Here is a 21,772-nt window from a genome sequence, read left to right on the forward strand (position 1 = left end):
GACAGGGGGCAACGTGGGCGACCGTGATCGCGAATGAAGGTTAGGCGCCTAATGCCGATCAGTTAAGCGCCGACTGGCTACGATCAGTCCCCTCTCCCCCAGCCCCTCTCCCGTAAACGGGAGAGGGGAGCCAAACGCGTACAGCCTTAACTGACTGGCATTAGGCTAGGCGCCTTCTTCGCTCCTACAGCGCTCCGTCGGCTTCGCAATCAAGGCGTCTTGCCGGCATAGGCTTTCCAGAGGTTGGCATGGGTCGCGTCCGGTGCATCCCAGCGTACATGGGCCTGGATGATCTGTTGCGCCTGTGCTTCGTTGCCGACCAGCTTGAGAACCTCCTCGGGTGTGCTGTCGCCCATGCCACTGATGATATGGCGCGTGGCGCCACCGCTCTTGCTGCTGATGGACTCGGGCGGGTCGGTGAAGAAGAAGTCGGCACGGGCGTCGAGCCAGCGCGGCGCGCCGAGAAAGCGTGGCTCTTCCTCGGCGGCATTGCCGTATGAGGCCGTCCAGGCAACCAGCGGGCTGGCGCCGGCGACGTTGTAGACGTAATGCAGCCCCGGGTTGCCCAGGCTGGGCTTGAAGGTTTCGATCAACTGACCATCGAGGGTACGAGCGCTCACCTGGGTGTTGGGGGTGAACTCGGTCTTGAACTCGGTGGACGAGTAGGGCCCGACCACCGCGCTCTGCTTGCCAATACGTACCTGCACGCTGGTGCCCAGGCCGTTGTACACCGCGACTTTGGTGTCCACGCCGGTCAGGCTGCCGAAGCCGAGCACAGCACCGACGATCAGCGCTGCCACCAGCAGGCGCATGCTGGTGGCGAAGGCACCATCGGCAATCTGGAAGCGATCCCACCAGTCCAGCTTCAACTGGCGCTTGCGCTCCTGGCCGGGCAGGAGCACGGCGTAGCGTTGTGGGTGGCGAGCCGGTGTCGGTGCCGCCTCGGGCTGGCTGTTCTGCCGCAGGTGGCGAGCCAGTTCGGCTTCGCTGTGCAGCAACTGCTCCAGGGTGGCGCTGCACAGGCCGGATAGCTGGGCGGCGAGGCTATTGCCCCAGCCATCGATCACCTGCATCCATTCGTTGACGTTGTCGGTGCTCGCCTGCGGCAGGGTGAAGTCCTCGAGCGAGGCCGCCCAGGAGTCGATGCCCAGCCGCTTCAGCAGCGGCTCATCGAGCACCACGAGCTGTTTGTCTTCGTGGATGGCCGCCATCACCCGATGCAGCGCATTGGCCGTCTGCAACAGGCGCTTGAGCTCGCGGGAGCTGACCTTGCCGTCGGCCAGCACCACGGCGGTGACATTGGCGAGCAGGCCCTGCGCATCGCGCAGGTCGGCCAGGCTGTGTTCGGCATAGTGCAGCACTTCGATCAGGCCGATCAGGTAGGCCGGCCAACCGCTGCCGAACCGTTCGGCGATAGCCAGGTGGGTGGCCCGGCAGCGTCGATCATGGCCTAGGATCTCCTGGCGCAGGGCTTCGGCCTCCTCGCTGACCTGCTCGATCAGGCGCGGCAGGTCGCGACGGGCAACGCTGCTGCCACGAAACACGATGCTGCCACCAGCGGCCTTGTAGACCTTGTCGCGCAGCGCTTGCAGCATGCCGCGCTCTTCTTCCAGAGCGCGCAGTTGGTGGAGCTGCTGGCTGAGGCTGGGCGGATAGAGGGCCTGCAACGCGCCGTACAGATCGGTGATGGGCGTCGAGTCCTGATAGAGCTCGGCGGCCTGTTCGGCATGGCGCGTCAGGCTGCGGCCCAGGTAGGCGCCCTGGTAGTCGGGGGCGTATTGCAGCATGTCGTAGCGGTCGGCCAGGTTGCGCAGGGATTCTTCCAGGGTGACGGGCTCGAGCTGCGCGCCGTGGAAGAAGTCACTGGTCAGGCGCTGGCGCAGCGCCGTCGGCTCGTCGAACAGCACCCAGGCGCTGCGCTCGTCGTGCGGAGCGGGCAGGTACAGGCGCTTGGCATTTTCTTCGCGGTCGCTGTTGGCCGGGTGGGTCGACCACATCTGCGGCGGTTGGGCGAAACCGGAAACGAACACGCGGTGCTGCTCGGGCGCGTTGCTGGTGCGAGGCGGAACCTTGCCGTAGCTGGGGTCATTGAGAATCTGCGTGACCCTTTCCAGCACCTGGGTCTGGATGCTGAACAGATCCTGCACCGAGCGGCCTTGCTGGTATTCGGCGTTGGCGAACGCCAGGGTGCGATCCCAGGCCTCGTCGGCGGCTTGCAGCTTGTGCAGGGCATGCACCAGCTCGTCGCTGCCGGTCAGGGAGACCGCCACCAGGTCGGCCTGGAACTCCATCTGCCGCGACAGCGCGCGTTGCGCCAGCACCACCAGGCGGAACAGGGTGTCGAGCAGCGAGCGGATCGACCAGACGATCAACGACAGCAGCCAGCCGATCCAGGCGATGCGCAGGTCGAACTTCGACAGCACGCGCAGCAACTTGTCCAGGGCGTCACGCTTGCTGATGATGTGCGAGGCGATCTGCTGGGCGATATAGACCCAACTGCCGATGGCCATGGAGCGCTGGGCGAAATGGCCGAACTCGTGGGCCAGCACGGCCTTGAATTCGCTCAGGGTGAGGATGTTGACCAGGGGCAGGCCTATTTCCAGGTTCTTGCGCGAGGGAAACAGGAGGTTGACCACCGACAGGTCATAGAACACCGCCGCATTGACCCGCGCCGAGAGATACACGCGGTGAGGCCGTGGTGCACCGGCCTCGTCGGCCAGTCGGTAGATAAAGGCGAACAGCTGTGGCTGCTCTTCGGGGCGCAGCTCGACATGGTTCGGCGCACCGCCGCGTTCGACGAAGAGCAGGGCCTTGAGCATGAACACGCAGAGGAAGGCGGAGCAGCCACCCACCAGGAAATGCACGAAGGCTTCTTCGCTACCGGCCAGGCCGCTGTTGATCAAGCGCCAGGCGGTCCAGCCGAACCAGCCGGCCAAGGCGAAGTACAGTGTGACGAACAAAGCCAGGCTGCCGACGGCGAGCCAGGCCTGGCGTTTGTAGAGGGAGCTGGGGCGGGTCAGGTTTGCCGGCACATCGCTGGGCCCGGCGGGATAGAGATTGTCCATATCGTGTCCTCGTCTCGAAGCTTTAACAGCTTTCAAGGGCTTCCATTGCACAGGGGTAACGCTGGGCCAGAGTGTCGATCAGTTGGAGACGCCAGTCCAGCGGCAGTAATGTGACATGGCCACTATTTCTGCAGCGTCTATTCGTTGGTTGGGGTGCGGTCGTCAAGACCAACGCACCCGCGAAGGCACATGATTGCTCCCACGCTCCGTGTGGTAACGCAGCCCAGGACGCTCCGCGTTCATCACGATTGTCACAGCAGCCAGCAGCCAGCAGCCAGCAGCACCAGGCACGACGCGGCGCCTCGCAACCGATGGAGCCCACGCAAAGCGTGGGCTCCATCGTTATAGGGGCGTTATTTGCCCGACTTGATCGAGGTCCACGCCCGTGTGCGTACGCGTTCGATCTTCTGTGGCAGAGGCTGCACCACGTACAGTGATTTCTGCATCTCCGGCGTTGGGGTCAGATCAGGGTCGGCGGCGATCTCCTTGCTCACCAGCTTCATGCCCGGCACGTTGGGGTTGGGGTAGCCGAGAAAATCGCTGATCGGCGCGATCACTTTCGGGTCGAGCAGGTAGTTGATGAAGGCATGGGCCTCGTCGACGTTCTGCGCGCTCTTGGGGATGGCCCAGGTGTCGAACCAGATCGGCGCGCCCTCCTTGGGCAGGCGCCAGTTGATCTTCACCCCGTTGCCAGCTTCCTTGGCGCGGTTGGCGAACTGGTAGAAGCTGCCGGAGTAACCGATGGCCACGCAGATGTCGCCGTTGGCGATATCGGTCATGTACTTGGCGGAATGGAAGTAGGTGACGTAGGGGCGCACCTTGAGCAGCAGCTCGGTGACCTTCTCATAGTCGGCCGGGTTGGTGCTGTTGGGGTCGAGTCCCAGGTAGTGCAGGGCGATGGGAATGATCTCGCTGGGCGAGTCGAGCATGGCCACGCCGCAGGATTTCAGCTTCTCCATGTACTCGGGCTTGAACACCAGATCCCAGCTATTGACCGGGGCATCATCGCCCAGCGCCGCCTTGACCTTGTCCGGGTTGTAGCCGATCAGTACGGTGCCGTACATGTAGGGCACGCCGTACTGGTTGCCCGGGTCGTTCTTCTCCAGCAGCTTCAGCAGCGCTGGGTCGAGGTTCTTCCAGTTGGGGATCTTCGACTTGTCCAGCGGGGCGAACACACCGGCCTTGATCTGGGTTTCGAGGAACTGGTTGGAGGGGATCACCAGGTCGTAGCCGGAGTTGCCGGTGAGCAGCTTGGCCTCCAGCGCCTCGTTGGTCTCGAAGGTGTCCCAGGTGATCTGGGTACCGGTTTCCTTCTGAAAGTCCTTGGGCACGGATGGCAAGATGTAGTCAGCCCAGTTGTACACGCGCAGCTCCTTGGCCTGCACCGCACCGCTGAGCAGGGTGGCGCCGCACAAGGCGGCGCCGAGCATCTGTTGGATGGCTTTCATCGTTTCTCACCCCTGAAGTGTCGTTGTTGGTCTTTTGGTAGGGTGGACCGGGCGCGTAGCTGACGCTTTATCCGTCCACCGTTGCAATGCCAGGTCTGACGCCCGGTGCATGGAAAAGCGCCAATTACGCGCCCTCGAACCCTTCCAGCACGTTCACCGCGTTGACGCCGATGGCCTCCACCGCATAGCCGCCTTCCATGATGAATAGCGTCGGCAGGCCCAGCGCGGCGATGCGCTTGCCCATGGCCAGATAGTCCGGGCTGTCGAGCTTGAACTGCGAGATCGGGTCTTCCATGTAGGTGTCCACGCCCAGCGATACCACCAGCACCTCGGCGCCGTAGTCGGCGATGCGCTGGCAGGCCTGCTCCAGTGCCGCGCTCCAGGTTTCCCAGGTGCTGCCCATGGGCAGTGGGTAATTGAAGTTGTAGCCCTCGCCGGCGCCCTCGCCCAGTTCGTCGGCGTAGCCGAGGAAGAATGGGAACTCCTCGGCCGGGTCGCCGTGGATCGAGGCGAACAGCACGTCGCTGCGCTGGTAGAAGATGTCCTGGGTGCCGTTGCCGTGGTGGTAGTCGACATCGAGGATGGCCACCTTTTTGCGGCCCTGATCGAGGAAGGCCTGGGCGGCTATGGCGGCATTGTTCAGGTAGCAATAGCCGCCCATCACGTCGCCAGCGGCGTGGTGGCCTGGCGGCCGGCACAGGGCGAAGGCGCTGTGGGCGCCGTGGGCGATCTCGGCCTGGGCGCTGAGCGCCACCTGCGCAGCACTATAGGCGGCCTGCCAGGTGCCGGCGGTGATCGGGGCGCCGCCGTCGAAGCTGTAGTAGCCGAGCTGGCCGTGCAGGTCGTTGGGGATCATCCGTCGCAGGGTGCGCGCCGGCCAAGTGAAGGGCAGCAGGTCACCCTTGCCGCCCTGCGCCTGCCAGCGCGCCCAGGCACCCTGGAAGAACTCCAGGTAGGCCTTGCTGTGGATGCGCTCGATGGGCTCCAGGCCGAAATCCTTGGGCGCGCGAACTTCGCCGAGTTGGCGCTGCTTGACGCGGGCGAGGATATGGTCGGCGCGTTGCGGCATCTCGAAGCAGGGCAGCAGTTGCCCGTCGATCAGCTCGCATTTGCCGTGGTGCAGGTGATGGTCGTCACTGTAGTAAGTGAGCATGCAAAGCGCTCCAGGCTCGTTGTTATGCCTGCATTGTTCGTTCGTCGCGCCGTGCTGGAGAACGCTGCTAATGGCCAAAAGGGGATCGAAATGGCCAAGTTGCACGGGCACAGGGATGCTCGCCGGCAAGATGTAACGGGGTGTGAGCCTTAAGTTTTCGTTAAGCCAGCGCGCCGAAGGTGGCGGCTCCGACACCTCTCAGGAGCTCACCATGCGTCGTCTATTGCTCGTTTCCGCCCTGCTGGCCTGCGCCGCCCCGGCCTTCGCCAAGACCGAATGCACCACAGCCGACCGCTCCACCTGGCAAGACCCCGAGCAGTTCCAGGCCAAGCTCGTGGCCGATGGCTACAAGATCAACAAGTTCAAGGTTACCGAAGGCAACTGCTACGAGATCTACGGTTTCGACAAGGAAGGCCGCAAGGTTGAGATCTACCACGACCCGGTCAGCGGCAAGGCGGTGAAGACCGAGATCGAAGACTGATCTCAATCCTGGTGCCAGCCCTGAGGGCTGGCGCTTCCCTGAAGAGAACCTGCCATGCCTCTTTTAGCCCGAGCCACTCTGGGCAGCCTGCTCCTGCTGGGTGCCACGCCGCTACTGGCAGATGCCGACTGCGCCCGCCCCGACCGCAGCGCCTGGATGCCCGAGTCGCAATTTCGCGAGCAGATGAAACGCCAGGGCGTGCAGATCACCAAGTTCCGCATTACCCCCGGCCACTGCTACGAGATCTATGGCTTCGACCGTGACGGCCGCAAGCTGGAGATCTACTACGACCCGGTCGACGCCCGCCCAGTAGAAGAAGTCGCCAGGTCATCCCTGGAATCGCCAAGACATCCCTGAGCCACCGACCATGATCTCGACCTTCAAGACCTGCACCCCGCTACTGGGTGCAGCCACGGTGTTCGTCTGCGCCTGGCTCAGCGCCGCGCCCCATGTGCTGGCACCCTTCGCCAGCCAGCCGGCGCAGCCGACGACCGACACAGCTCCGGCTCTGGCCGCGCACTTCGCCTCCTCCGATCTGGAAGATTTCGTCCACTCCGCCTCGATCACCGGTCTGCCCGGCGGCGACCTGATGGCGGCCTGGTTCGCCGGCACACGTGAAGGCGCCGCGGACGTGCAAATCCGCGCCGCGCGCTTCGATGCCACCAGCGGTCAGTGGAGCGCCGAGCGCGTGCTGGCCACCCGTGAAGCCACCCAACGCGCGGTCGGCAAGCACATTCGCAAGCTGGGCAATCCGGTGATCAGTCTGGCACCGGACAACCGCCTGTGGCTGTTCTACGTCTCGGTGTCGCTCGGCGGCTGGGCTGGCAGTGCGGTCAACGCCATGGTCTCCGATGACCTCGGTGAAACCTGGTCGGCGCCCCGCCAACTGGTCGCCAGCCCCTTTCTCAACATCAGCACCCTGGTGCGCGCCGCGCCGGTGTTCCATGCCGACGGCAGCATCGGCCTGCCGGTGTACCACGAGTTCCTCGGCAAGTTTCCCGAGTATCTGCACCTGAGCGCGAAGGGTGAGGTGCTGGGCAAGTACCGCATCGGCAAGGGTCGCTACTCCTTGCAACCCACCGTGGTGCCGCTGGACGAGCGCCGCGCCGTGGCCTTGCTGCGCTATGCCGGCGAAGCGCATCACCGTGTGCTGGCCAGCTACAGCGAGGACGCCGGGCGTAGCTGGAGCCGGCCGCAGCCGGTCGAGCCGAGCAACCCCAACTCGTCCCTGGCGGCGGTCGGTCGCCCCGACGGCAGCCTGCTGGTGGCGATGAACGATCTGGAGGACGGGCGTTTCCGCCTGACCCTCTACGCCACCGACGCCAAGCTGGGCAACTGGCGCACCCTGGGCGAACTGGACGAGACGCCCAACCCCTGGGGCGAGCCGATCCCGCGCGACGAATTTCCCGCCGTGGTCGGCGAGAAATTCCGTGCCAGCGGCGGCAGGCCCGAGCAGCAGGCGCGCTTTCTCGAACGGGTGACGGCGCGCATGTGCAGTGCCGATGGCTGCACCTTCGACTACGAGTACCCCTACTTCACCCGCGACCGCGAGGGTACCTACCACCTGGTCTACTCGTGGAACGACATGTTCATCAAGCACCTGGCCTTCAACGAGGCCTGGCTGTCGGAGCGCCGCCCGCATGACTGACTTCTGGCTGCCGCACCTGGCCTTCGCCCTGCTGGTTTTCCTGATCTTCACGCGTCTGACGCGCAATACGACACAACGCAGCATCCTGTTGGCGGGTTGCCTGTTGCTCAGCCTGGTGTCAGTGCAGGGCATCAGTCTGGCGCTGCATCTGCGCACCTATATCGGTGACCTGTCGGTGGCCAGCCTGGTGCTGCTCGGCTGGGCGACCCTGTGCCGCTTCGGCGTGCCTCCTGCCGGCGCCCGTGATCGCCTGGCCAGCCTGGCACTGTTCGCCGGCCTGGCCGTGCTGCTCTACCCGGCGGCGCTGGGCCTGAGTTATGCCGACCCCTACCAGCTCGGCTTCGAGCCGCGGCCGATGCTGCTGGTGCTGGGCCTGCTGTGCGCGGTGCTGATCGTCCAGCGCAGTTGGCTCGGCGCCGTGGCACTGGTACTGGCGACCCTGGCCTTCGCCCTGCGCCTGGGGGCCTCGGCAAACTATTGGGACTACCTGATCGACCCCTACCTGGCCCTCTACAGCCTCGGCGCGCTGCTGATCGCAGGCGGACGCTGGCTGTTGGGCCGTCCGACAAGGAACCTCGCATGAGCTGGCTGAAATCCCGCCGCCTGCATTACCTGGCAGGCCTGACGGCGCTGCTGTTCCTCCTCTTTGCCGCCCTGCGCGGGCTGTTTGTACTGGGCTTTTCTGCCGTCGACAGCGTCAGCGACCCGGACGTGCTACCCACCCTCGGCATCGGCCTGCGCTTCGATCTGCGCCTGGCCCTGCTGTTGATGCTGCCGGCAGGGCTTCTGCTGGCCTTGCCCAGGCTGCGCCTGGCGCGTTTTCGCGCCGTGCGCTGGCTGCTGCGTGGTTACCTGGTGTTGGCCGTGGCGGCGCTGGGCCTGTTGTACATCATCGATTTCGGCCACTACGCCTATCTGGGCGTGCGCCTCAACGCCACGGTGCTGCGCTTTTCCGGCGATGCGCAGATCTCCGCCGGCATGCTCTGGCAGACCTACCCCGTGCTGTGGATAACCCTGGCTTGGCTGGCCGGTGTGGCGCTGTGGGCCTGGGCGCTGCTGCGCCTGGAGCGCGTTACCCTGGATCGACCGCAAGCGCAGCGAGTCGGCGTATTGCCGGCAATCGGTGGTGCGGCAGTGGTGGGCGTGCTGGTGTTCTTCGGTCTGCTCGGCCGCGCCAGCGCGCTGAACCTGGAAAACCCGGTGCCGCTGCGCTGGAGCGACGCCTTCTACAGCGGCAACAGCCAGATCGGCGCGCTCGGCCTCAACCCGGCGCTGTTTCTCTTCGACACCCTCAAGCTCGAACCCGCCGCCTTCGACGAGGCCGCCACGCGCGAACACTACGCGGTGGTTGCCGATTACCTGGGCGTCAGCGAACGCGATGCGCAGGGGCTGAACTTCTTCCGTCACCAGCCGGTGCAGGCACACCGCATCCAGGCCGAGCGCCCGCCCAACGTGATTTTCGTCATGCTCGAATCCCTCGGCACCAGCGCCGTGGGCGCCTACGGCAACCCGCTGAACCCGACGCCGAATCTGGATCGCTTGGCCCAGCAAAGCTGGTTCTTCCGTCACTTCTACGTGCCGGTCACCGGCACCGCCAAGACGGTGTGGGCGAGCATCACCGGCATCCCCGACGTATCGCGCCAGGAGACCGCCACGCGCAATCCGCTGATCGCCCGCCAGCGCACGCTGATCAATGCGCTCGACGGCTATGAGAAGTTCTACATGATCGGCGGCAACGCCGGCTGGGCCAACATCAACGCGCTGATCCGCCAGAGCATCGACGGCGTGCAGCTCTACGAGGAGCGCCACTGGCAGTCGCCGCAGGTGGATGTGTGGGGTATCTCCGACCTAGATTTCTTCAAGGAAAGCACGCGCATCCTCGGCGCCCTGCCCAAGGACAAGCCGTTCTTCGCCTACCTGCAGACCTCTGGCAACCACCGCCCTTTCACCATCCCCAAGGACAACGACGGTTTCGAGCCACTCGACCTGCCGCTGGAACAGGTGCAGCAGGCCGGCTCGCGCAGCGTCGAGCAGTACAACGCGGTGCGCCTGCTGGACTTCAACATCGGCCGTCTGATGGAGCTGGCCAAGGAGCAGGGTTTTTACGACGACAGCATTTTCGTCTTCTTCGGCGACCACAACACCCGCATCAGCCAGATCCCGCACATGGCGCCGGCCTTCGAGCAACTGGGGCTGGAGAGCAACAACGTACCGCTGCTGATCCACGCGCCGAAATGGCTGGCGCCGCGCGAATTCGACGAAGCCGTGGGCCTGGCCGATCTGCTGCCGACGGTGGCCGGCCTGGTCGGCGTGCCCTTCGACAACGGCGGTCTCGGCCGCGACCTGCAACTGCCAGCGCCGGAAGGCGAGCGCGTGGTACCGCTGGTGCTGCAGGAAGGCACTTTCCCGGTGATCGGCGCGGTGACCCGAGATTTTCTCGTGCAGATGCAGCACGACGGCAGCTCGCCGACCCTGCACGACCTGCGCTCGCCAACACCGCGCGACAACGTCGCCGAACGCCACCCCGAGGAATTCAACCGTTTGTTGGGACTCAGCCGCGGTTTGCACGAAGCGGCGCGCTTGCAGATGTATCGCAACGTGCAGGTGGAGGAGTAAGGGGCCGGTGCGCGCGGCGCACCCTACAAAGGCATGCGCCGTGCCGGCTCGTAGGGTGCGCCATGCGCACCAGCCCTACGCGCGAAAGCGACTCGGCGCTACGCCACTCCAGCGCTGAAAGGCATGGCGGAAGCTGGCCGTCTCGCTGAAGCCGAGTACCTCGGCGATGCGGTACACCGGCCATTGCTCTTCGCTGAGCAATGCCTTGGCGCGCTCGAAGCGCAGCTCGTCGAGCAGGCCCTGGTAGCTGGTGTCCAGCTCCTGCAGATGGCGGCGCAGGGTGCGCGGCGAGCAGTGCATCTGCTGCGCCAGGTTCTCCAGCCCCGGTGGCTCAGCCAGTTGTGCGGCGAGCAACTGGCGCACTCGCTCCAGCCAGGCCTGGCGACTGCTGAACTCGGCGTTCTGGCGACGGCAACGCTCGATCATGGCGCCATGGGTGACGCTGTCGGCCAGCGGCAGGCGGCGTTCCAGAAGCGCCGCGGGGAAGGCGAAGGCGTTGGCGCTGGCGGCGAAGACCAGCGTACAGGGAAAGCTATCGGCGTAGCGCGCGGCATAGCCTGGGCGCGGGTGGCGAAAGCACGCCTGGCTGACGGGCAAGGGCTGGCCGAGCAACTCATCGCAGGTGAGCTTCATCGACGCCAGGCACATCTCTACGTTGAAAGCTTCCAGCGCCGCACGGTCGCGATAGTCGCTGGCGCGTATCCAGGCCAGATCGTCGTCCACCAACAGCTCCAGGCGGAAGTAGGTACCGAGCAATGCCGGGTATTGCAGCAGCAGGCGCAAGGCGTCACCAAGGGTATCAGCCGACAGCGCGGCGTAACCCAGCAGCCCATAGGAGGAAACGTGCAGGCTGCGTCCCAGCTCCAGCCCCAGATCGGCGCGCAGGGCCAGGGCGTTGGCACATACCTGCAGCTCCTGCACTCGGGTGATGCGTGCGTCGGCATTGTCCAGATCGGCCGCACCAATTCCGCTCCCGGCCAGCAACTGCGGGCGCAGCTCGGGCTGGTCGGCGAAACGTTGCAGGATCAGAAAAACCACATGCAGGGTCGTCAGCGGGGCATGCAACATGATGCGTTCCGTTTGCGTGGGTCAGCAAAAGAACGCAAGAAACATGCCGCCACTTATGGGCTTCAGGCTGTCAGCAACTGCTCAGCGGTTACGCAGAATGGCGTTGATGAAGTCGCCCTGGTTGGCTTCATCGGCATGGGTGGTGAGCTGCAGCCGGCCGTCCTTCTCGTGAAGCTTCAGCCGTTCGCCGAAGCGGCAGTCGACACCCTTCAGAGTCTTGGCTTCGGCCTTGTAGCGATCGTCCTTTTCGCACAGGTAGGCCATCTGATTGACCACCTCGCCGCAGAAGCTCGGTACGCTGAGGCCGATCAGTTGTTCGTCGCTGAGCGCGCTCCAGTCAACCTGGGTCGCTAATGGGGTGCCGCAGGCCTTGGACGCTTCGCTGTCCATCTCTTGCAGGCGGGCACTGTAATCGGCCACACGCTGCTTGCGGTCAAAGGCCGCCAGGCGAGCCTGTACGCCGTCCTTTTCCTGTTTTTCATAGAGGGCGAGCAGGTCGGCAGGCTTGAGCGCCTTGGACTTTTCCTCGTCATAGCTGAGCTCGAAGCCCTGGGTATCGGGCAGGTTGAGCTGGTAGCTTTCGCCACCCCAGGCGCGACGCTTGTTCAGCAGGTTGTAGTCGCGACCGTCGAGGCGGATACCGTAATCGCGTTGCTCGTTACCCAGTTCCTGCACCTCGGTGAGGAACACCACTTCATCGAGCGGATGGTTGATACCACGCACCTGCACTAGGGCCTGCTTGCCGTCGGCGGTGGGGGCCAGGGCCAGGCTGACGCCTTTGCCGGCATCGAATACCTGCGGATGTTTGGCCAGTTCGAGAGCGCTTACCTGGAGGGAGAGCAGCGCAAGGGCGAAAAACGGTAACGCATGTTTCATGAGTGGCACGTCCTTGTACGGATGAGGGGGCACTCAGTATAGGCAACCGTCTGCCGGCATTCTGTGCGCTCGTCCTCGTCCGGTTTGTAGGAGAAGTGCCAATCCTTGGCGCTTTCCCCGCAAGCGTCAGAAGCTCAACACCACGCGCCCTTCGATCTGGCCTTGGCGCATCTGATCGAAGATGCCGTTGATGTTGTCCAGGCTGTCGCTGTGCACCGTGGCCTTGACCAGACCCTCATCGGCGAAATCCAGCGCTTCCTGCAGGTCGGCACGGGTACCGACGATGGAGCCGGTGATGTGGATGGCCTTGAGCACCACATCGAAGATCGGCGTGGGGAAGTCACCCGGCGGCAGGCCGACCAGGGCCACCGTGCCGTGGCGACGCGCCATGCCGATGGCCTGGCCGAAGGCCGCGTTGGATACCGCCGTGACCAGCACGCCATGAGCACCGCCGATATCCCGTTGCACCACCTCGGCCGGGTTCTCCTTGCGCGCATTGATGGTCAGGCTGGCGCCGAGCTTGCGTGCCAGCTCCAGCTTGGCGTCATCGACATCCACTGCGATGACATGCAGGCCCATGGCGCGGGCGTACTGCACGGCCACGTGGCCGAGGCCGCCGATACCGGAGATCGCCACCCACTGGCCGGGTCGGGCCTTGGTTTCCTTGAGCCCCTTGTACACCGTCACCCCTGCGCAAAGGATCGGTGCGATTTCCAGGAACTCGACGTTCTTCGGCAGAATGCCGACATAGTTGGGGTCGGCCAGCACGTATTCGGCATAGCCGCCGTTGATCGAATAGCCAGTGTTCTGCTGGCTTTCGCAAAGTGTTTCCCAGCCGGTCAGGCAGTGTTCGCAGCAGCCGCAGGCGCTGTACAGCCAGGGCACGCCGACCCGGTCGCCTTCCTTCACACGGGTCACGCCGCTGCCGACCGCCGCCACGTAGCCGACCCCCTCATGGCCGGGAATGAATGGCAAGCTGGGTTTCACCGGCCAGTCGCCCTCGGCGGCGTGCAGGTCGGTATGGCACACGCCTGACGCTTCGATCTTCACCAGAATCTGCCCTGGGCCTGGCAGCGGCGTCTTCACCTCCTCGATACGCAGCGGCTGCCCGAAGGCGTGGACGACGGCGGCTTTCATGGTCTGGTTCATGCGCTGTTCCTCTTGCATGCGAGTGTCTGGCCAGTGTGCGCGCCTGGTACTCGTCGACATTGCTCCAGAGCAAGGTTTGAGTGATTTCCCGGCGCGCTGCCGTTGGCGTGACAAACGGTCATGGGCAATGCCCGCCCATCGCGCCTTTGCGTTATACTGCGCGGCCTTCGGCCGGCAACGCCCGGCCAACCGAATCATCACAAGCCACGCTGGCCTGCCCGCGTGGCTTGTTGGTTTTTGACGCGCCCTGCTGGGCACACCTATGACGCGCCGCATGGCGCCCGAGATGAAGAGGCACGACGATGAGCGCACTGGTTGGCGTGATCATGGGCTCCAAGTCCGATTGGTCCACCCTTAGCCACACCGCCGAAATGCTGGACCGGCTGGGCATCCCCCACGAGGTCAAGGTGGTGTCCGCCCACCGCACCCCGGATTTGCTGTTCCAGTACGCCGAAGAGGCCGAGGCCCGTGGCATTCAGGTGATCATCGCCGGTGCCGGTGGCGCGGCCCACCTGCCGGGCATGTGTGCGGCCAAGACTCATCTGCCGGTACTCGGCGTGCCGGTGCAGTCGTCCATGCTCTCGGGCGTCGACTCGCTGCTGTCGATCGTGCAGATGCCCGCTGGCGTGCCGGTCGCCACCCTGGCCATCGGCAAGGCCGGCGCGGCCAACGCCGCCCTACTTGCCGCCAGCATCCTCGGCCATCAACACCCGCAGTTCCATGCCGCGCTCAAGCAGTTCCGCCAGGAACAGACCGAGACCGTGCTGAACAATCCGGATCCGCGCGAGGCCTGAAGTCCATTCCATCAGGGGCTGCGACACGGCGCATTTGAACGCTGTTCGCTGCTCGGAATGCTCATTTACCGGCGTAAACTCCGCTTCCTGCGCTGCGGGCAGCGCTCAACTGCTTGGTCTCGCCACCTGCTGAAAAGGGGCTTTGTTATGAAAATCGGTGTGATCGGTGGCGGCCAGTTGGGCCGCATGATGGCCCTGGCGGGCACCCCGCTGGGCATGAGCTTCGCCTTCCTCGACCCGGCGCCGGACGCCTGCGCCCAGGCACTCGGCGAGCATATCCGCGCCGACTACGGCGACCAGGATCACCTACGCCAGCTAGCCGACGAGGTGGATCTTGTCACCTTCGAGTTCGAGAGCGTGCCGGCGGAAACCGTGGCCTTCCTCTCGCAGTTCGTGCCGGTCTATCCGAGCGCCGAGGCGCTGCGCATCGCCCGCGATCGCTGGTTCGAGAAGTCCATGTTCCGCGAGCTGGGCATCCCCACGCCGGAGTTCGCCGATATCCAGTCGCAGGCCGACCTCGACGCGGCAGTCGCCAGCATCGGCCTGCCGGCGGTGATGAAGACCCGCACCCTGGGCTATGACGGCAAGGGCCAGAAAGTGCTGCGCAAGCTGGAAGACGTCACTGGCGCCTTCGCTGAACTGGGCAGCGTGCCATGCATCCTCGAAGGCTTCGTACCCTTCAGCGGCGAGGTGTCGCTGATCGCCGTGCGCGCCCGCGATGGCGAAACGCGTTTCTACCCACTGGTGCACAACTCCCACGACAGCGGCATCCTCGCCCTGTCCATCGCCAGCACCGAGCACCCGCTGCAGGCGCTGGCCGAGGATTACGTCTGCCGTGTGCTGGACAGGCTCGATTACGTCGGCGTGCTGGCCTTCGAGTTCTTCGAGGTGGATGGCGGCCTCAAGGCCAACGAGATCGCCCCGCGCGTGCACAACTCCGGGCACTGGACCATCGAGGGCGCCGAATGCAGCCAGTTCGAGAACCACCTGCGTGCCGTCGCCGGCCTGCCGTTGGGTTCCACCGCCAAGCTGGGCGAAAGCGCCATGCTCAACTTCATCGGTGAAGTGCCGCCGGTGGAGCAGGTCGTCGCCATTGCCGACTGCCACCTGCATCACTACGGCAAGGCCTTCAAGGCCGGGCGCAAGGTGGGCCATGCCACGCTGCGCAGCGCCGACCGTGCCGGTCTCGATGTCGCCATCGAAGCCGTGCAGGCCTTGATCGCCAAAGGCTGATCCGGCTCAGGCTCTTGAGCGACGGCGATCGTTCAAGAGCCCTCGATAAGGCATCTGCCCGCCCTGTTGCCTCTGCTGTTGGCTCCGGGCGACCGACGTCATGGCCTCCTGCCAGCCGATGAAGCGAACTGATAGCCCCTGCTGCCTGTCCCATGCATGGCCTGCCGCAGCCGCGGCTTCATCAAGGAGACACGCCTATGAGCATTATCGGCACCATTTTCATCGGGCTGATCGTCGGTCTGGTCGCACGCTTTCTCAAACCCGGCGATGACAGCATGGGCTGGATCATGACCATCCTGCTCGGCATCGGCGGTTCCATCGCCGCCACCTATGGCGACCAGGCACTGGGCATCTACCAGGCCGGGCAGGCTGCTGGTTTCATCGGCGCGGTGATCGGCGCCATCGTTCTGCTGGTAATCTACGGCGCGATCAAGAAGGGCTGACCTGCCCTCCTGCGCAGGAGCCGGTACGCCGGCTCTCGCTTACCGCCGCCACGAGATCCCCCACACCATGCGCCACCTGCTGCTCGTTCTACTGCTATTCACCGGCCTGGCCCGCGCCGAACTGCCGGAAACCGACTGGCTCGACCTCATGCCCCCGGATGACCGCAAGGCCCTCGAAGAGATGCCCGAGATCAGCCATGATACCCCCGAAGGGGACAGCACCTTCTACAGCAAGGGCGGCCTGCGCCAGCAGGACAAGAACCTGCCGGCGGTTATGTACTCGGCCAAGACCGTCGCCGCGCTGGATGGCAAAGCCATCCGCCTGGGCGGCTACCCCGTACCGCTGGAAAACGACGAGAAAGGCAACAGCACCCTGTTCTTCCTCGTGCCCTACCCCGGCGCCTGCATCCACGTGCCGCCACCGCCGCCCAACCAACTGGTGCTGGTGCGCTACCCCAAGGGCATCGTGCTCGACGACATCTACGCGCCCATCTGGGTCAGCGGCACGCTCAAGGTGGAAAAGATCAGCAATGACCTGGCCGACGCTGCATACGCCCTGGATGCCAGCGAAGTGCGCCTGGTAACCGACGAAGACCTCTAACCCCTGCTTATCCCTGCTAGGAGTTCCAGCATGAAAGCTGTTGTCTTGATGTTGCTGTGCCTGCTGTCCACCGCTGCACTGGCCCTGGAGCCCGGCGAACGCCTGGCGCCCTGGACGCTACTGGATCAGTTCGAGGCGCCCTACACCCTGAACGACAAGACCCACATCCTGCTGGTCGCCCGCGACATGGACGGCGCCAAGCTGGTCGACGCCGCGCTTGAAGGCAAGCCCAAAGGTTATCTGGAAGCGCGCCAGACGGTCTTTCTCGCCGATATCAGCCGCATGCCCAGCATCATCGCCACCCTCTTCGCCCTGCCGAAGATGCGCGACTACAACTACCGCATCCTCCTCGACCGCGACGCCCGCATCGCCCCGCGTTATCAGGCTGGCGAAGGTGAGGTGCTGTGGCTGCAGTTGGAGGATGGGAAGTTGGTGGAGCAGAAGGTATTCAAGGAGGCAGGGGCTTTGCAGCAGGCATTGGATTCAGTGCCGGCAGCGTAAGAACTAACTGCGTCAGCATCTGATCGCTCTGCGTTGCGCCCTGCTCTCGAAGCAGGGCCAACGCGGTAGCCAAATACAACTTCTGCTCACGGTTGTCGGAGGCAAGGTATAAGGCAGCAGCATCCCACGCCTGCATGATTGTTTGCCTTGGAGAACTGGCTATTCACTCAGGCGGAACTCGATCAATTTTGATGGTTTCCCATTTACCATTCCTCAAGGCCTCGTGAGTTTGTACGAACATGAAATCATCGGCGTCGACTGTTTCAGGCTCTTCTGTCATGCGGTATACCGCAACGGGTATATTCTTTCGCAACTCGTATTCCGTATATTGGTGCCAGCAGCAACCGCTCTTTTCCCAGGTTGATAGCCGTCGCTTATCCGGGTGAATATCGAACATGCCAAGCGTCGATTCAATGAGCTCACTCAGAGCAAGGCTCTTAATGAACTTTGACTGTTTTTTTGAGAAAAGAAATACGTCATAGCTGGGGCCGCCATAAGAGCCATTGTTTCCATTACGAATCGCCACATCCTCTTCGCCATCGAAGTTGAAATCGCTCACGTTAATGGTTCCTTGCATGCCATACATTTCGGCGTTATTTGTTAGGATCTGATTTTCCTCATCAACGGCGATATATAGCTGCTTCATGGGTATATATTGCAAGGGTTTTATGGATCCTTTTTCATATACAGCAACACGGCCAAAGCGATCAGCCCCCTCATCTGCTGATTTGATGTTTACAAACTCAAGCTGGAAATCGTAATGCCCAGATGCGTGCGATATTCGCAGTTTACGGTCTGCTGGAACAGGGCCTTTCAGCAATAGTTCGTCAATGCGAGACTCATAGATAGGCACAAGACAGTCTGCAATGGATTTGGCTTTTCGGCATTTATTACGGCTATCCCGCACCCAATGACGTTGCTCTTGTTTGAGGCTATCTACATCATAGCTGCCGTCTGGGTGTTCAATGCTTGTTTTATACACATCGTACAAGAGCTCATCTAGCTCTGAAAGCTGATTGCTTGCGCAGATGGCTTTATCAATATCGTTATCAATTCTGTGATCACAATAAAAGCTAGCGGCATTGGCTGGAGTGTATGTGACGAATAGATAGAAAGCCGTGCTTGCAAAAGTCACCGAAAATTTTTTCATTTGTCAATCCTTGATTGTCATGTCTACGATCCCTTCACCAGCTAGTTTAAGCGTTGGAGTAAGTTTATGGGATTAGATCTTCCTTCATTTTGCTACTCTTTCCGTTTTCCTTCGCCTTTATGGTTTGCTCTCGGATTGGACGTAGTTTTTGCCATTCCACGTTAGGCGAGTATTTGGCCCGCAAAAAATATCTCTCATGCCGTGAGATGTCTCGTCATATAAACCTATCGAGTCGCACATGAAATTTATATGGATTCTAGATTTTCCGAGATCAAGATAAGCCGTGAGAACAGACTTGGTTATAGGCTTGCATTTTTCTGTCTCTGGACATGTGGAGGTAGGGCCAATTTTTGAATATGAGAAGTTCAAAGAGCTATCAGCTTTTCCGCCGCCGGTGATGTCGACGTTAATGCTGCCATCATAGAACAGGTCACTTGTCTCTCTTGCTATCTGCTCGGTGGTTACAAGCATTAAAGGGGGGGCGCATCGTGCAGCAGTCGAGAATAACGCCACAGCAATAAGAATAAAAAACTTACTCTTCATATTTGAAGCCTGCTTTGTAGTAGTCAGCAATATTTTCTGCAATTTCTTGCTTCGTTATAACGCCATCGCTATTGCGATCATGAAATGTATTCACAGTATATGCAGCTTGTCCATCGGCGTAAATCGTATCTTCTGGCTTCTTCTTTATTATGCTTGGAGTGAAAATGGAAAAATAAACGTCCCCTAAGGACCACTCCGAGGTTGGCACACCGACGTTCCGTGCAGTCATAAGAAAGTACTTCTCAACATATTCTAATTGCTCTACATGCGTCATTTTTGCTAGAAGAGCAGTTGTTGTGCCAAGGTCAGCCGCTGTTGAACTCATAAACTGTATCAATCCTGTAGCAGAGGAGTTAGGGTTTTTGATCGCCGGATTGAAAGTTCTGCCTGTTTCTAGGGCGATACACGCCATAACATAATTGGGGTCTAAACTCAAATTCTCTCCTAGCGCTAACATCCTTTCCCTGAATCCTTCGGATACTTGCATTCCATAAAGTTCTCTAACCCTCCCCAGCCAAATCAACTTACTCACTTTACTGTGGAAATTTTGTAATAGACCATGCGGATGAAAATGCCAAGCCACCCCATCCGCCGCTATCCCTGGCTGCCCTGCCAATTCCTTCCACCAACTCAGCGTTTTAATCCGCTCTTTCTCTTTTACCCACTGAGGATTCGGATCTTCCGGCGTGTGCTCCATCAGTTTGTCTAGCTGGTTCCATTTGCTTTCGTTCCAGAACCACTCGCTTTCATGCTGGCTGATCAGCAGGGAAAGTTGCTGTGCCAACCAGGGTTTGCCGAGGGCAGCCTGAAATTCCGCCGGGGTGAGCTTCTTGTCGCGTACGCCCTTTTCGTCCGGCTGATCGATGATTTCGTACAGCTTGCTGAGGATAGGGCCGCGCTCGGCTTCTTCGATCAGTGCTGCATAGCTTGCAGTTTCCTCTTCTGTAGCACGCCCGGTGGCGTCGAGGGTTCTTGCCAGGTGGGCGTCCAGGGGGAGTTTGTCTTGCAGGGAGCTGAAACCTGGCCATTCCCAGGGCGAGTGACGTGTGACGATCAGGTCTTTTTCTGGTGCCCAACCGGAGATGTCGTTGCCTTCCATGTCACCGACGGTGACGTACCACCAGCGTACCTTCTCAGCGTCGATGGCTTTACGCTCATCGGGCAAAGCGTCCCAGGAGCTGGCGGGCAGTATGCGTACGTAACCGCTGGCTTTACCTTCCAGGCCACTGTGCAGGGGGAACTCCGTCCAGGCATCGAGCGAGCCGGCCGTGCTGCTGCGTTGGCCCTGGGCGTTCAGTGCCGATCGCTTGACCCAAAAGGGCTTGCCAACCACAGCACCAATTTTGCGCCAGGGATGGGTCGTGGGGATGTTGCCTCCTTCATAATCATGAGGGTCGCCCCCTTCGACCGAATTGGAATACACCTTGAGAAAGTCGACCTGATTCGGCATGTCCGCAGCATCGACGCCCATTCGGGTTGCCAGGGTTGTCTTCTGCGTAGCACTTAGCGGATAGGTAAGCGTTGTCGAGCTGTAACTGCCTAGCTCGCTGTTCTTGTCGGCGTTGCAGATGGCGTACTTCTGTACCTTGGCCCAGCAACCAGCCTTGGGGGAGTCGCTGCAAAGACGCACATCCACGTTCGCTTCGACCTGGGTATCGGCGGCAGCGGGCTGGGCGATCTTCGAGCCCTTTTCCACCTTGATCAGGGTCTTCTGTTCGTCGGGCAGTTTTTCTCCGATAGCACGGCTTTTTTCGATAAAGGCCGGGACGTCCTCACTGGTGAACACTTCCAGGTGCAGCATCGCTTTGGGGCGGGAATTATTGAAATTCTGATATTTACCTATATGCCCTACCAGTTCACCGGCCTTGATCGAATAAGGTTTAGGCAAGATATAAACGCTATCCAGCGCACCGGGCTCGGTTTTCTGTGTTTCGAGTGCGTCGAAGAAAACGTAGCCTAGCGGCTTGCCATCCGGCCCGCTGGGCAGTGCGGGTACGCCGCGATAGTCCATGACCTCCAGTACCTTGCAAAAGCCCTTTTTCCCCTTCGCGCCAACCTTGAGTGTGGCACCACGCGGCAATACACCAATGATCGTGCCATTAGCCTCCTTGCGTACCCTCAATCCTTGGTGACTAAGGGTAAGCTCGGACTCAGTATCCGTGGCCTTATCCGCTACGGTGTTGTCGGTCAATTCATCCTCATACACCCAGCCGTCAGTACCTGCCGGTAGGGCGGGTATGGCCACGCCTTCATCGATGCTGAGCAGCTTTTTATATTTCGTCTTGATGCTGTGCGCTTCACCGAGCGTGACCTTACAGCCCTTGGGGAGCAAGGCGAGTACCTTGTTCGTCCCGTCGTCGTTCAATGCACGGACTCGCAAGCCCACGAGTGGATCATCGGTGGTGGACTTGACCACATAGCAGGTCGGCGCGAGGAACTCCGCGGGCTCAGGGGCAGTGGCTGATTTATAGCTGTCCCAGTCGAGCAGGTGCATATACAGGCTGTAAAAAGTCAGCCCTTCACTGGCTGGCGCGCTTTCGGTGTCCGTAGCGGCTGGCGTGGCTGTATCTGTAGGCGTTGTGGCTGCTGTGGTGTCGCCTGTCTCACCGGCAGGAGTGGTGGGTGCAGGTAAAGACGGCAGTTCCAATCGATGCCTGACCAATACGAACCCTGTTGAGAACGGCAGATGCACGACCGTGGGGCCGTCACCGTATTGGGTGGTGGGACAGCGCTGGTCGATCCGGTAAGCAATCACCTCGCCATCCGCGATGCAACGAATCGAGGACTGGTCAAGGCTCCCAGCGGTGTTGTCATCGAAATGCACGCCACCGTGCCAGAGGCCATTGGCGCCCATGGGGTAGAAGCCATCTTTGGCTTTGGCCAAGGCATCGAGATAGATCTGCGGGTCGCTGACTTCTTTACTGTCTTCCCCGGCGGTCTTGAACGGATAGGCCCAGTTGATCGGTTTGTTATCTGCCATGGTGATAGTCCTTGTTCACGGGC

18 protein-coding genes are annotated in these 21,772 nt (G+C 61.8%); 10 read left to right on the forward strand and 8 right to left on the reverse strand.

Going from position 1 to position 21,772, the window contains the following annotated elements; translation table 11 throughout:
• Positions 1 to 209 precede the first annotated feature (209 nt).
• From OU800_RS00345 to OU800_RS00355, 3 genes are all read right to left on the reverse strand, one after another.
• Positions 210 to 3,065, reverse strand: coding sequence for a M48 family metallopeptidase (locus tag OU800_RS00345; protein WP_268180246.1), 2,856 nt, complete (start codon positions 3,063 to 3,065; stop codon positions 210 to 212).
• A gap of 353 nt (positions 3,066 to 3,418) precedes the next feature.
• A complete protein-coding gene (locus OU800_RS00350) occupies positions 3,419 to 4,513 on the reverse strand; it encodes a polyamine ABC transporter substrate-binding protein (protein WP_268180248.1) in 1,095 nt (364 codons plus the stop codon).
• 124 nt (positions 4,514 to 4,637) lie between these two features.
• Entirely contained in the window at positions 4,638 to 5,666 is a 1,029-nt protein-coding gene (locus tag OU800_RS00355) for a histone deacetylase family protein (protein WP_268180250.1), read from the reverse strand.
• Between the two features lie 211 nt (positions 5,667 to 5,877).
• Here OU800_RS00355 and OU800_RS00360 point away from each other — a divergent pair, with 211 nt between their 5' ends.
• From OU800_RS00360 to OU800_RS00380, 5 genes are read left to right on the forward strand one after another with little or no spacing between them, the layout of a single operon-like run.
• Complete coding sequence (locus tag OU800_RS00360) at positions 5,878 to 6,147, forward strand: PepSY domain-containing protein (RefSeq protein ID WP_268180252.1); 270 nt, start codon at positions 5,878 to 5,880, stop codon at positions 6,145 to 6,147.
• 54 nt (positions 6,148 to 6,201) lie between these two features.
• Positions 6,202 to 6,504 carry a PepSY domain-containing protein gene (locus OU800_RS00365; protein WP_268180254.1) on the forward strand — a complete coding sequence of 101 codons (303 nt, stop codon included), beginning with the start codon at positions 6,202 to 6,204 and terminating at the stop codon, positions 6,502 to 6,504.
• Positions 6,505 to 6,514: 10 nt separating this feature from the next.
• Positions 6,515 to 7,795, forward strand: a complete 1,281-nt coding sequence (locus OU800_RS00370; protein WP_268180256.1) for a sialidase family protein — start codon at positions 6,515 to 6,517, stop codon at positions 7,793 to 7,795.
• The gene (locus OU800_RS00375) at positions 7,788 to 8,378 is read left to right on the forward strand and encodes a hypothetical protein (RefSeq protein WP_268180258.1); all 591 of its coding nucleotides are present in this window, start codon (positions 7,788 to 7,790) and stop codon (positions 8,376 to 8,378) included. The genes OU800_RS00370 and OU800_RS00375 overlap by 8 nt, the downstream gene beginning before the upstream one ends.
• The gene (locus OU800_RS00380; RefSeq protein ID WP_268180260.1) at positions 8,375 to 10,411 is read left to right on the forward strand and encodes an LTA synthase family protein; all 2,037 of its coding nucleotides are present in this window, start codon (positions 8,375 to 8,377) and stop codon (positions 10,409 to 10,411) included. The genes OU800_RS00375 and OU800_RS00380 overlap by 4 nt, the downstream gene beginning before the upstream one ends.
• A gap of 75 nt (positions 10,412 to 10,486) precedes the next feature.
• Here OU800_RS00380 and OU800_RS00385 read toward each other — a convergent pair whose 3' ends face one another.
• From OU800_RS00385 to adhP, 3 genes are all read right to left on the reverse strand, one after another.
• Positions 10,487 to 11,479 carry an AraC family transcriptional regulator gene (locus tag OU800_RS00385; protein ID WP_268180262.1) on the reverse strand — a complete coding sequence of 331 codons (993 nt, stop codon included), beginning with the start codon at positions 11,477 to 11,479 and terminating at the stop codon, positions 10,487 to 10,489.
• 81 nt (positions 11,480 to 11,560) lie between these two features.
• Complete coding sequence (locus OU800_RS00390; protein ID WP_268180263.1) at positions 11,561 to 12,355, reverse strand: hypothetical protein; 795 nt, start codon at positions 12,353 to 12,355, stop codon at positions 11,561 to 11,563.
• Positions 12,356 to 12,481: 126 nt separating this feature from the next.
• Positions 12,482 to 13,504: an alcohol dehydrogenase AdhP gene (gene adhP, locus OU800_RS00395; protein ID WP_268180265.1), complete on the reverse strand. Its 1,023-nt coding sequence runs from the start codon at positions 13,502 to 13,504 to the stop codon at positions 12,482 to 12,484.
• Positions 13,505 to 13,806: 302 nt separating this feature from the next.
• On the opposite strand from adhP, the gene purE reads away from it, so the two are divergent.
• The 5 genes from purE (at position 13,807) to OU800_RS00420 (ending at position 17,076) form a co-directional block, all read left to right on the forward strand.
• Positions 13,807 to 14,298 (forward strand): 5-(carboxyamino)imidazole ribonucleotide mutase, encoded by a 492-nt coding sequence (purE, locus tag OU800_RS00400; RefSeq protein WP_268180267.1) that lies wholly within the window; start codon positions 13,807 to 13,809, stop codon positions 14,296 to 14,298.
• A 147-nt stretch (positions 14,299 to 14,445) separates the two neighbouring features.
• Positions 14,446 to 15,531, forward strand: coding sequence for a 5-(carboxyamino)imidazole ribonucleotide synthase (locus tag OU800_RS00405; RefSeq protein ID WP_268180269.1), 1,086 nt, complete (start codon positions 14,446 to 14,448; stop codon positions 15,529 to 15,531).
• A gap of 197 nt (positions 15,532 to 15,728) precedes the next feature.
• Positions 15,729 to 15,974: a GlsB/YeaQ/YmgE family stress response membrane protein gene (locus tag OU800_RS00410; protein WP_268180271.1), complete on the forward strand. Its 246-nt coding sequence runs from the start codon at positions 15,729 to 15,731 to the stop codon at positions 15,972 to 15,974.
• A gap of 67 nt (positions 15,975 to 16,041) precedes the next feature.
• Positions 16,042 to 16,575 carry a DUF3299 domain-containing protein gene (locus OU800_RS00415; RefSeq protein ID WP_268180273.1) on the forward strand — a complete coding sequence of 178 codons (534 nt, stop codon included), beginning with the start codon at positions 16,042 to 16,044 and terminating at the stop codon, positions 16,573 to 16,575.
• A gap of 30 nt (positions 16,576 to 16,605) precedes the next feature.
• Positions 16,606 to 17,076 carry an FAD/FMN-containing dehydrogenase gene (locus OU800_RS00420; protein WP_268180275.1) on the forward strand — a complete coding sequence of 157 codons (471 nt, stop codon included), beginning with the start codon at positions 16,606 to 16,608 and terminating at the stop codon, positions 17,074 to 17,076.
• 163 nt (positions 17,077 to 17,239) lie between these two features.
• Here OU800_RS00420 and OU800_RS00425 read toward each other — a convergent pair whose 3' ends face one another.
• Both OU800_RS00425 and OU800_RS00430 read right to left on the reverse strand, forming a co-directional pair.
• Complete coding sequence (locus OU800_RS00425; protein ID WP_268180277.1) at positions 17,240 to 18,226, reverse strand: lysozyme inhibitor LprI family protein; 987 nt, start codon at positions 18,224 to 18,226, stop codon at positions 17,240 to 17,242.
• A 532-nt stretch (positions 18,227 to 18,758) separates the two neighbouring features.
• Positions 18,759 to 21,749, reverse strand: coding sequence for a hypothetical protein (locus OU800_RS00430; protein WP_268180279.1), 2,991 nt, complete (start codon positions 21,747 to 21,749; stop codon positions 18,759 to 18,761).
• Positions 21,750 to 21,772: the final 23 nt, after the last annotated feature.

This window comes from Pseudomonas sp. GOM7, assembly GCF_026723825.1.
Taxonomy (GTDB): Bacteria; Pseudomonadota; Gammaproteobacteria; order Pseudomonadales; family Pseudomonadaceae; genus Aquipseudomonas.

Excerpts from the sequence above, each read along its gene's own strand:
- OU800_RS00345 (WP_268180246.1), bottom strand. The coding sequence starts at position 3,065 with ATGGACAATCTCTATCCCGCCGGGCCCAGCGATGTGCCGGCAAACCTG.
- OU800_RS00350 (WP_268180248.1), bottom strand. The coding sequence starts at position 4,513 with ATGAAAGCCATCCAACAGATGCTCGGCGCCGCCTTGTGCGGCGCCACC.
- OU800_RS00355 (WP_268180250.1), bottom strand. The coding sequence starts at position 5,666 with ATGCTCACTTACTACAGTGACGACCATCACCTGCACCACGGCAAATGC.
- OU800_RS00360 (WP_268180252.1), top strand. The coding sequence starts at position 5,878 with ATGCGTCGTCTATTGCTCGTTTCCGCCCTGCTGGCCTGCGCCGCCCCG.
- OU800_RS00365 (WP_268180254.1), top strand. The coding sequence starts at position 6,202 with ATGCCTCTTTTAGCCCGAGCCACTCTGGGCAGCCTGCTCCTGCTGGGT.
- OU800_RS00370 (WP_268180256.1), top strand. The coding sequence starts at position 6,515 with ATGATCTCGACCTTCAAGACCTGCACCCCGCTACTGGGTGCAGCCACG.
- OU800_RS00375 (WP_268180258.1), top strand. The coding sequence starts at position 7,788 with ATGACTGACTTCTGGCTGCCGCACCTGGCCTTCGCCCTGCTGGTTTTC.
- OU800_RS00380 (WP_268180260.1), top strand. The coding sequence starts at position 8,375 with ATGAGCTGGCTGAAATCCCGCCGCCTGCATTACCTGGCAGGCCTGACG.
- OU800_RS00385 (WP_268180262.1), bottom strand. The coding sequence starts at position 11,479 with ATGTTGCATGCCCCGCTGACGACCCTGCATGTGGTTTTTCTGATCCTG.
- OU800_RS00390 (WP_268180263.1), bottom strand. The coding sequence starts at position 12,355 with ATGAAACATGCGTTACCGTTTTTCGCCCTTGCGCTGCTCTCCCTCCAG.
- adhP (WP_268180265.1), bottom strand. The coding sequence starts at position 13,504 with ATGAACCAGACCATGAAAGCCGCCGTCGTCCACGCCTTCGGGCAGCCG.
- purE (WP_268180267.1), top strand. The coding sequence starts at position 13,807 with ATGAGCGCACTGGTTGGCGTGATCATGGGCTCCAAGTCCGATTGGTCC.
- OU800_RS00405 (WP_268180269.1), top strand. The coding sequence starts at position 14,446 with ATGAAAATCGGTGTGATCGGTGGCGGCCAGTTGGGCCGCATGATGGCC.
- OU800_RS00410 (WP_268180271.1), top strand. The coding sequence starts at position 15,729 with ATGAGCATTATCGGCACCATTTTCATCGGGCTGATCGTCGGTCTGGTC.
- OU800_RS00415 (WP_268180273.1), top strand. The coding sequence starts at position 16,042 with ATGCGCCACCTGCTGCTCGTTCTACTGCTATTCACCGGCCTGGCCCGC.
- OU800_RS00420 (WP_268180275.1), top strand. The coding sequence starts at position 16,606 with ATGAAAGCTGTTGTCTTGATGTTGCTGTGCCTGCTGTCCACCGCTGCA.
- OU800_RS00425 (WP_268180277.1), bottom strand. The coding sequence starts at position 18,226 with ATGAAAAAATTTTCGGTGACTTTTGCAAGCACGGCTTTCTATCTATTC.
- OU800_RS00430 (WP_268180279.1), bottom strand. The coding sequence starts at position 21,749 with ATGGCAGATAACAAACCGATCAACTGGGCCTATCCGTTCAAGACCGCC.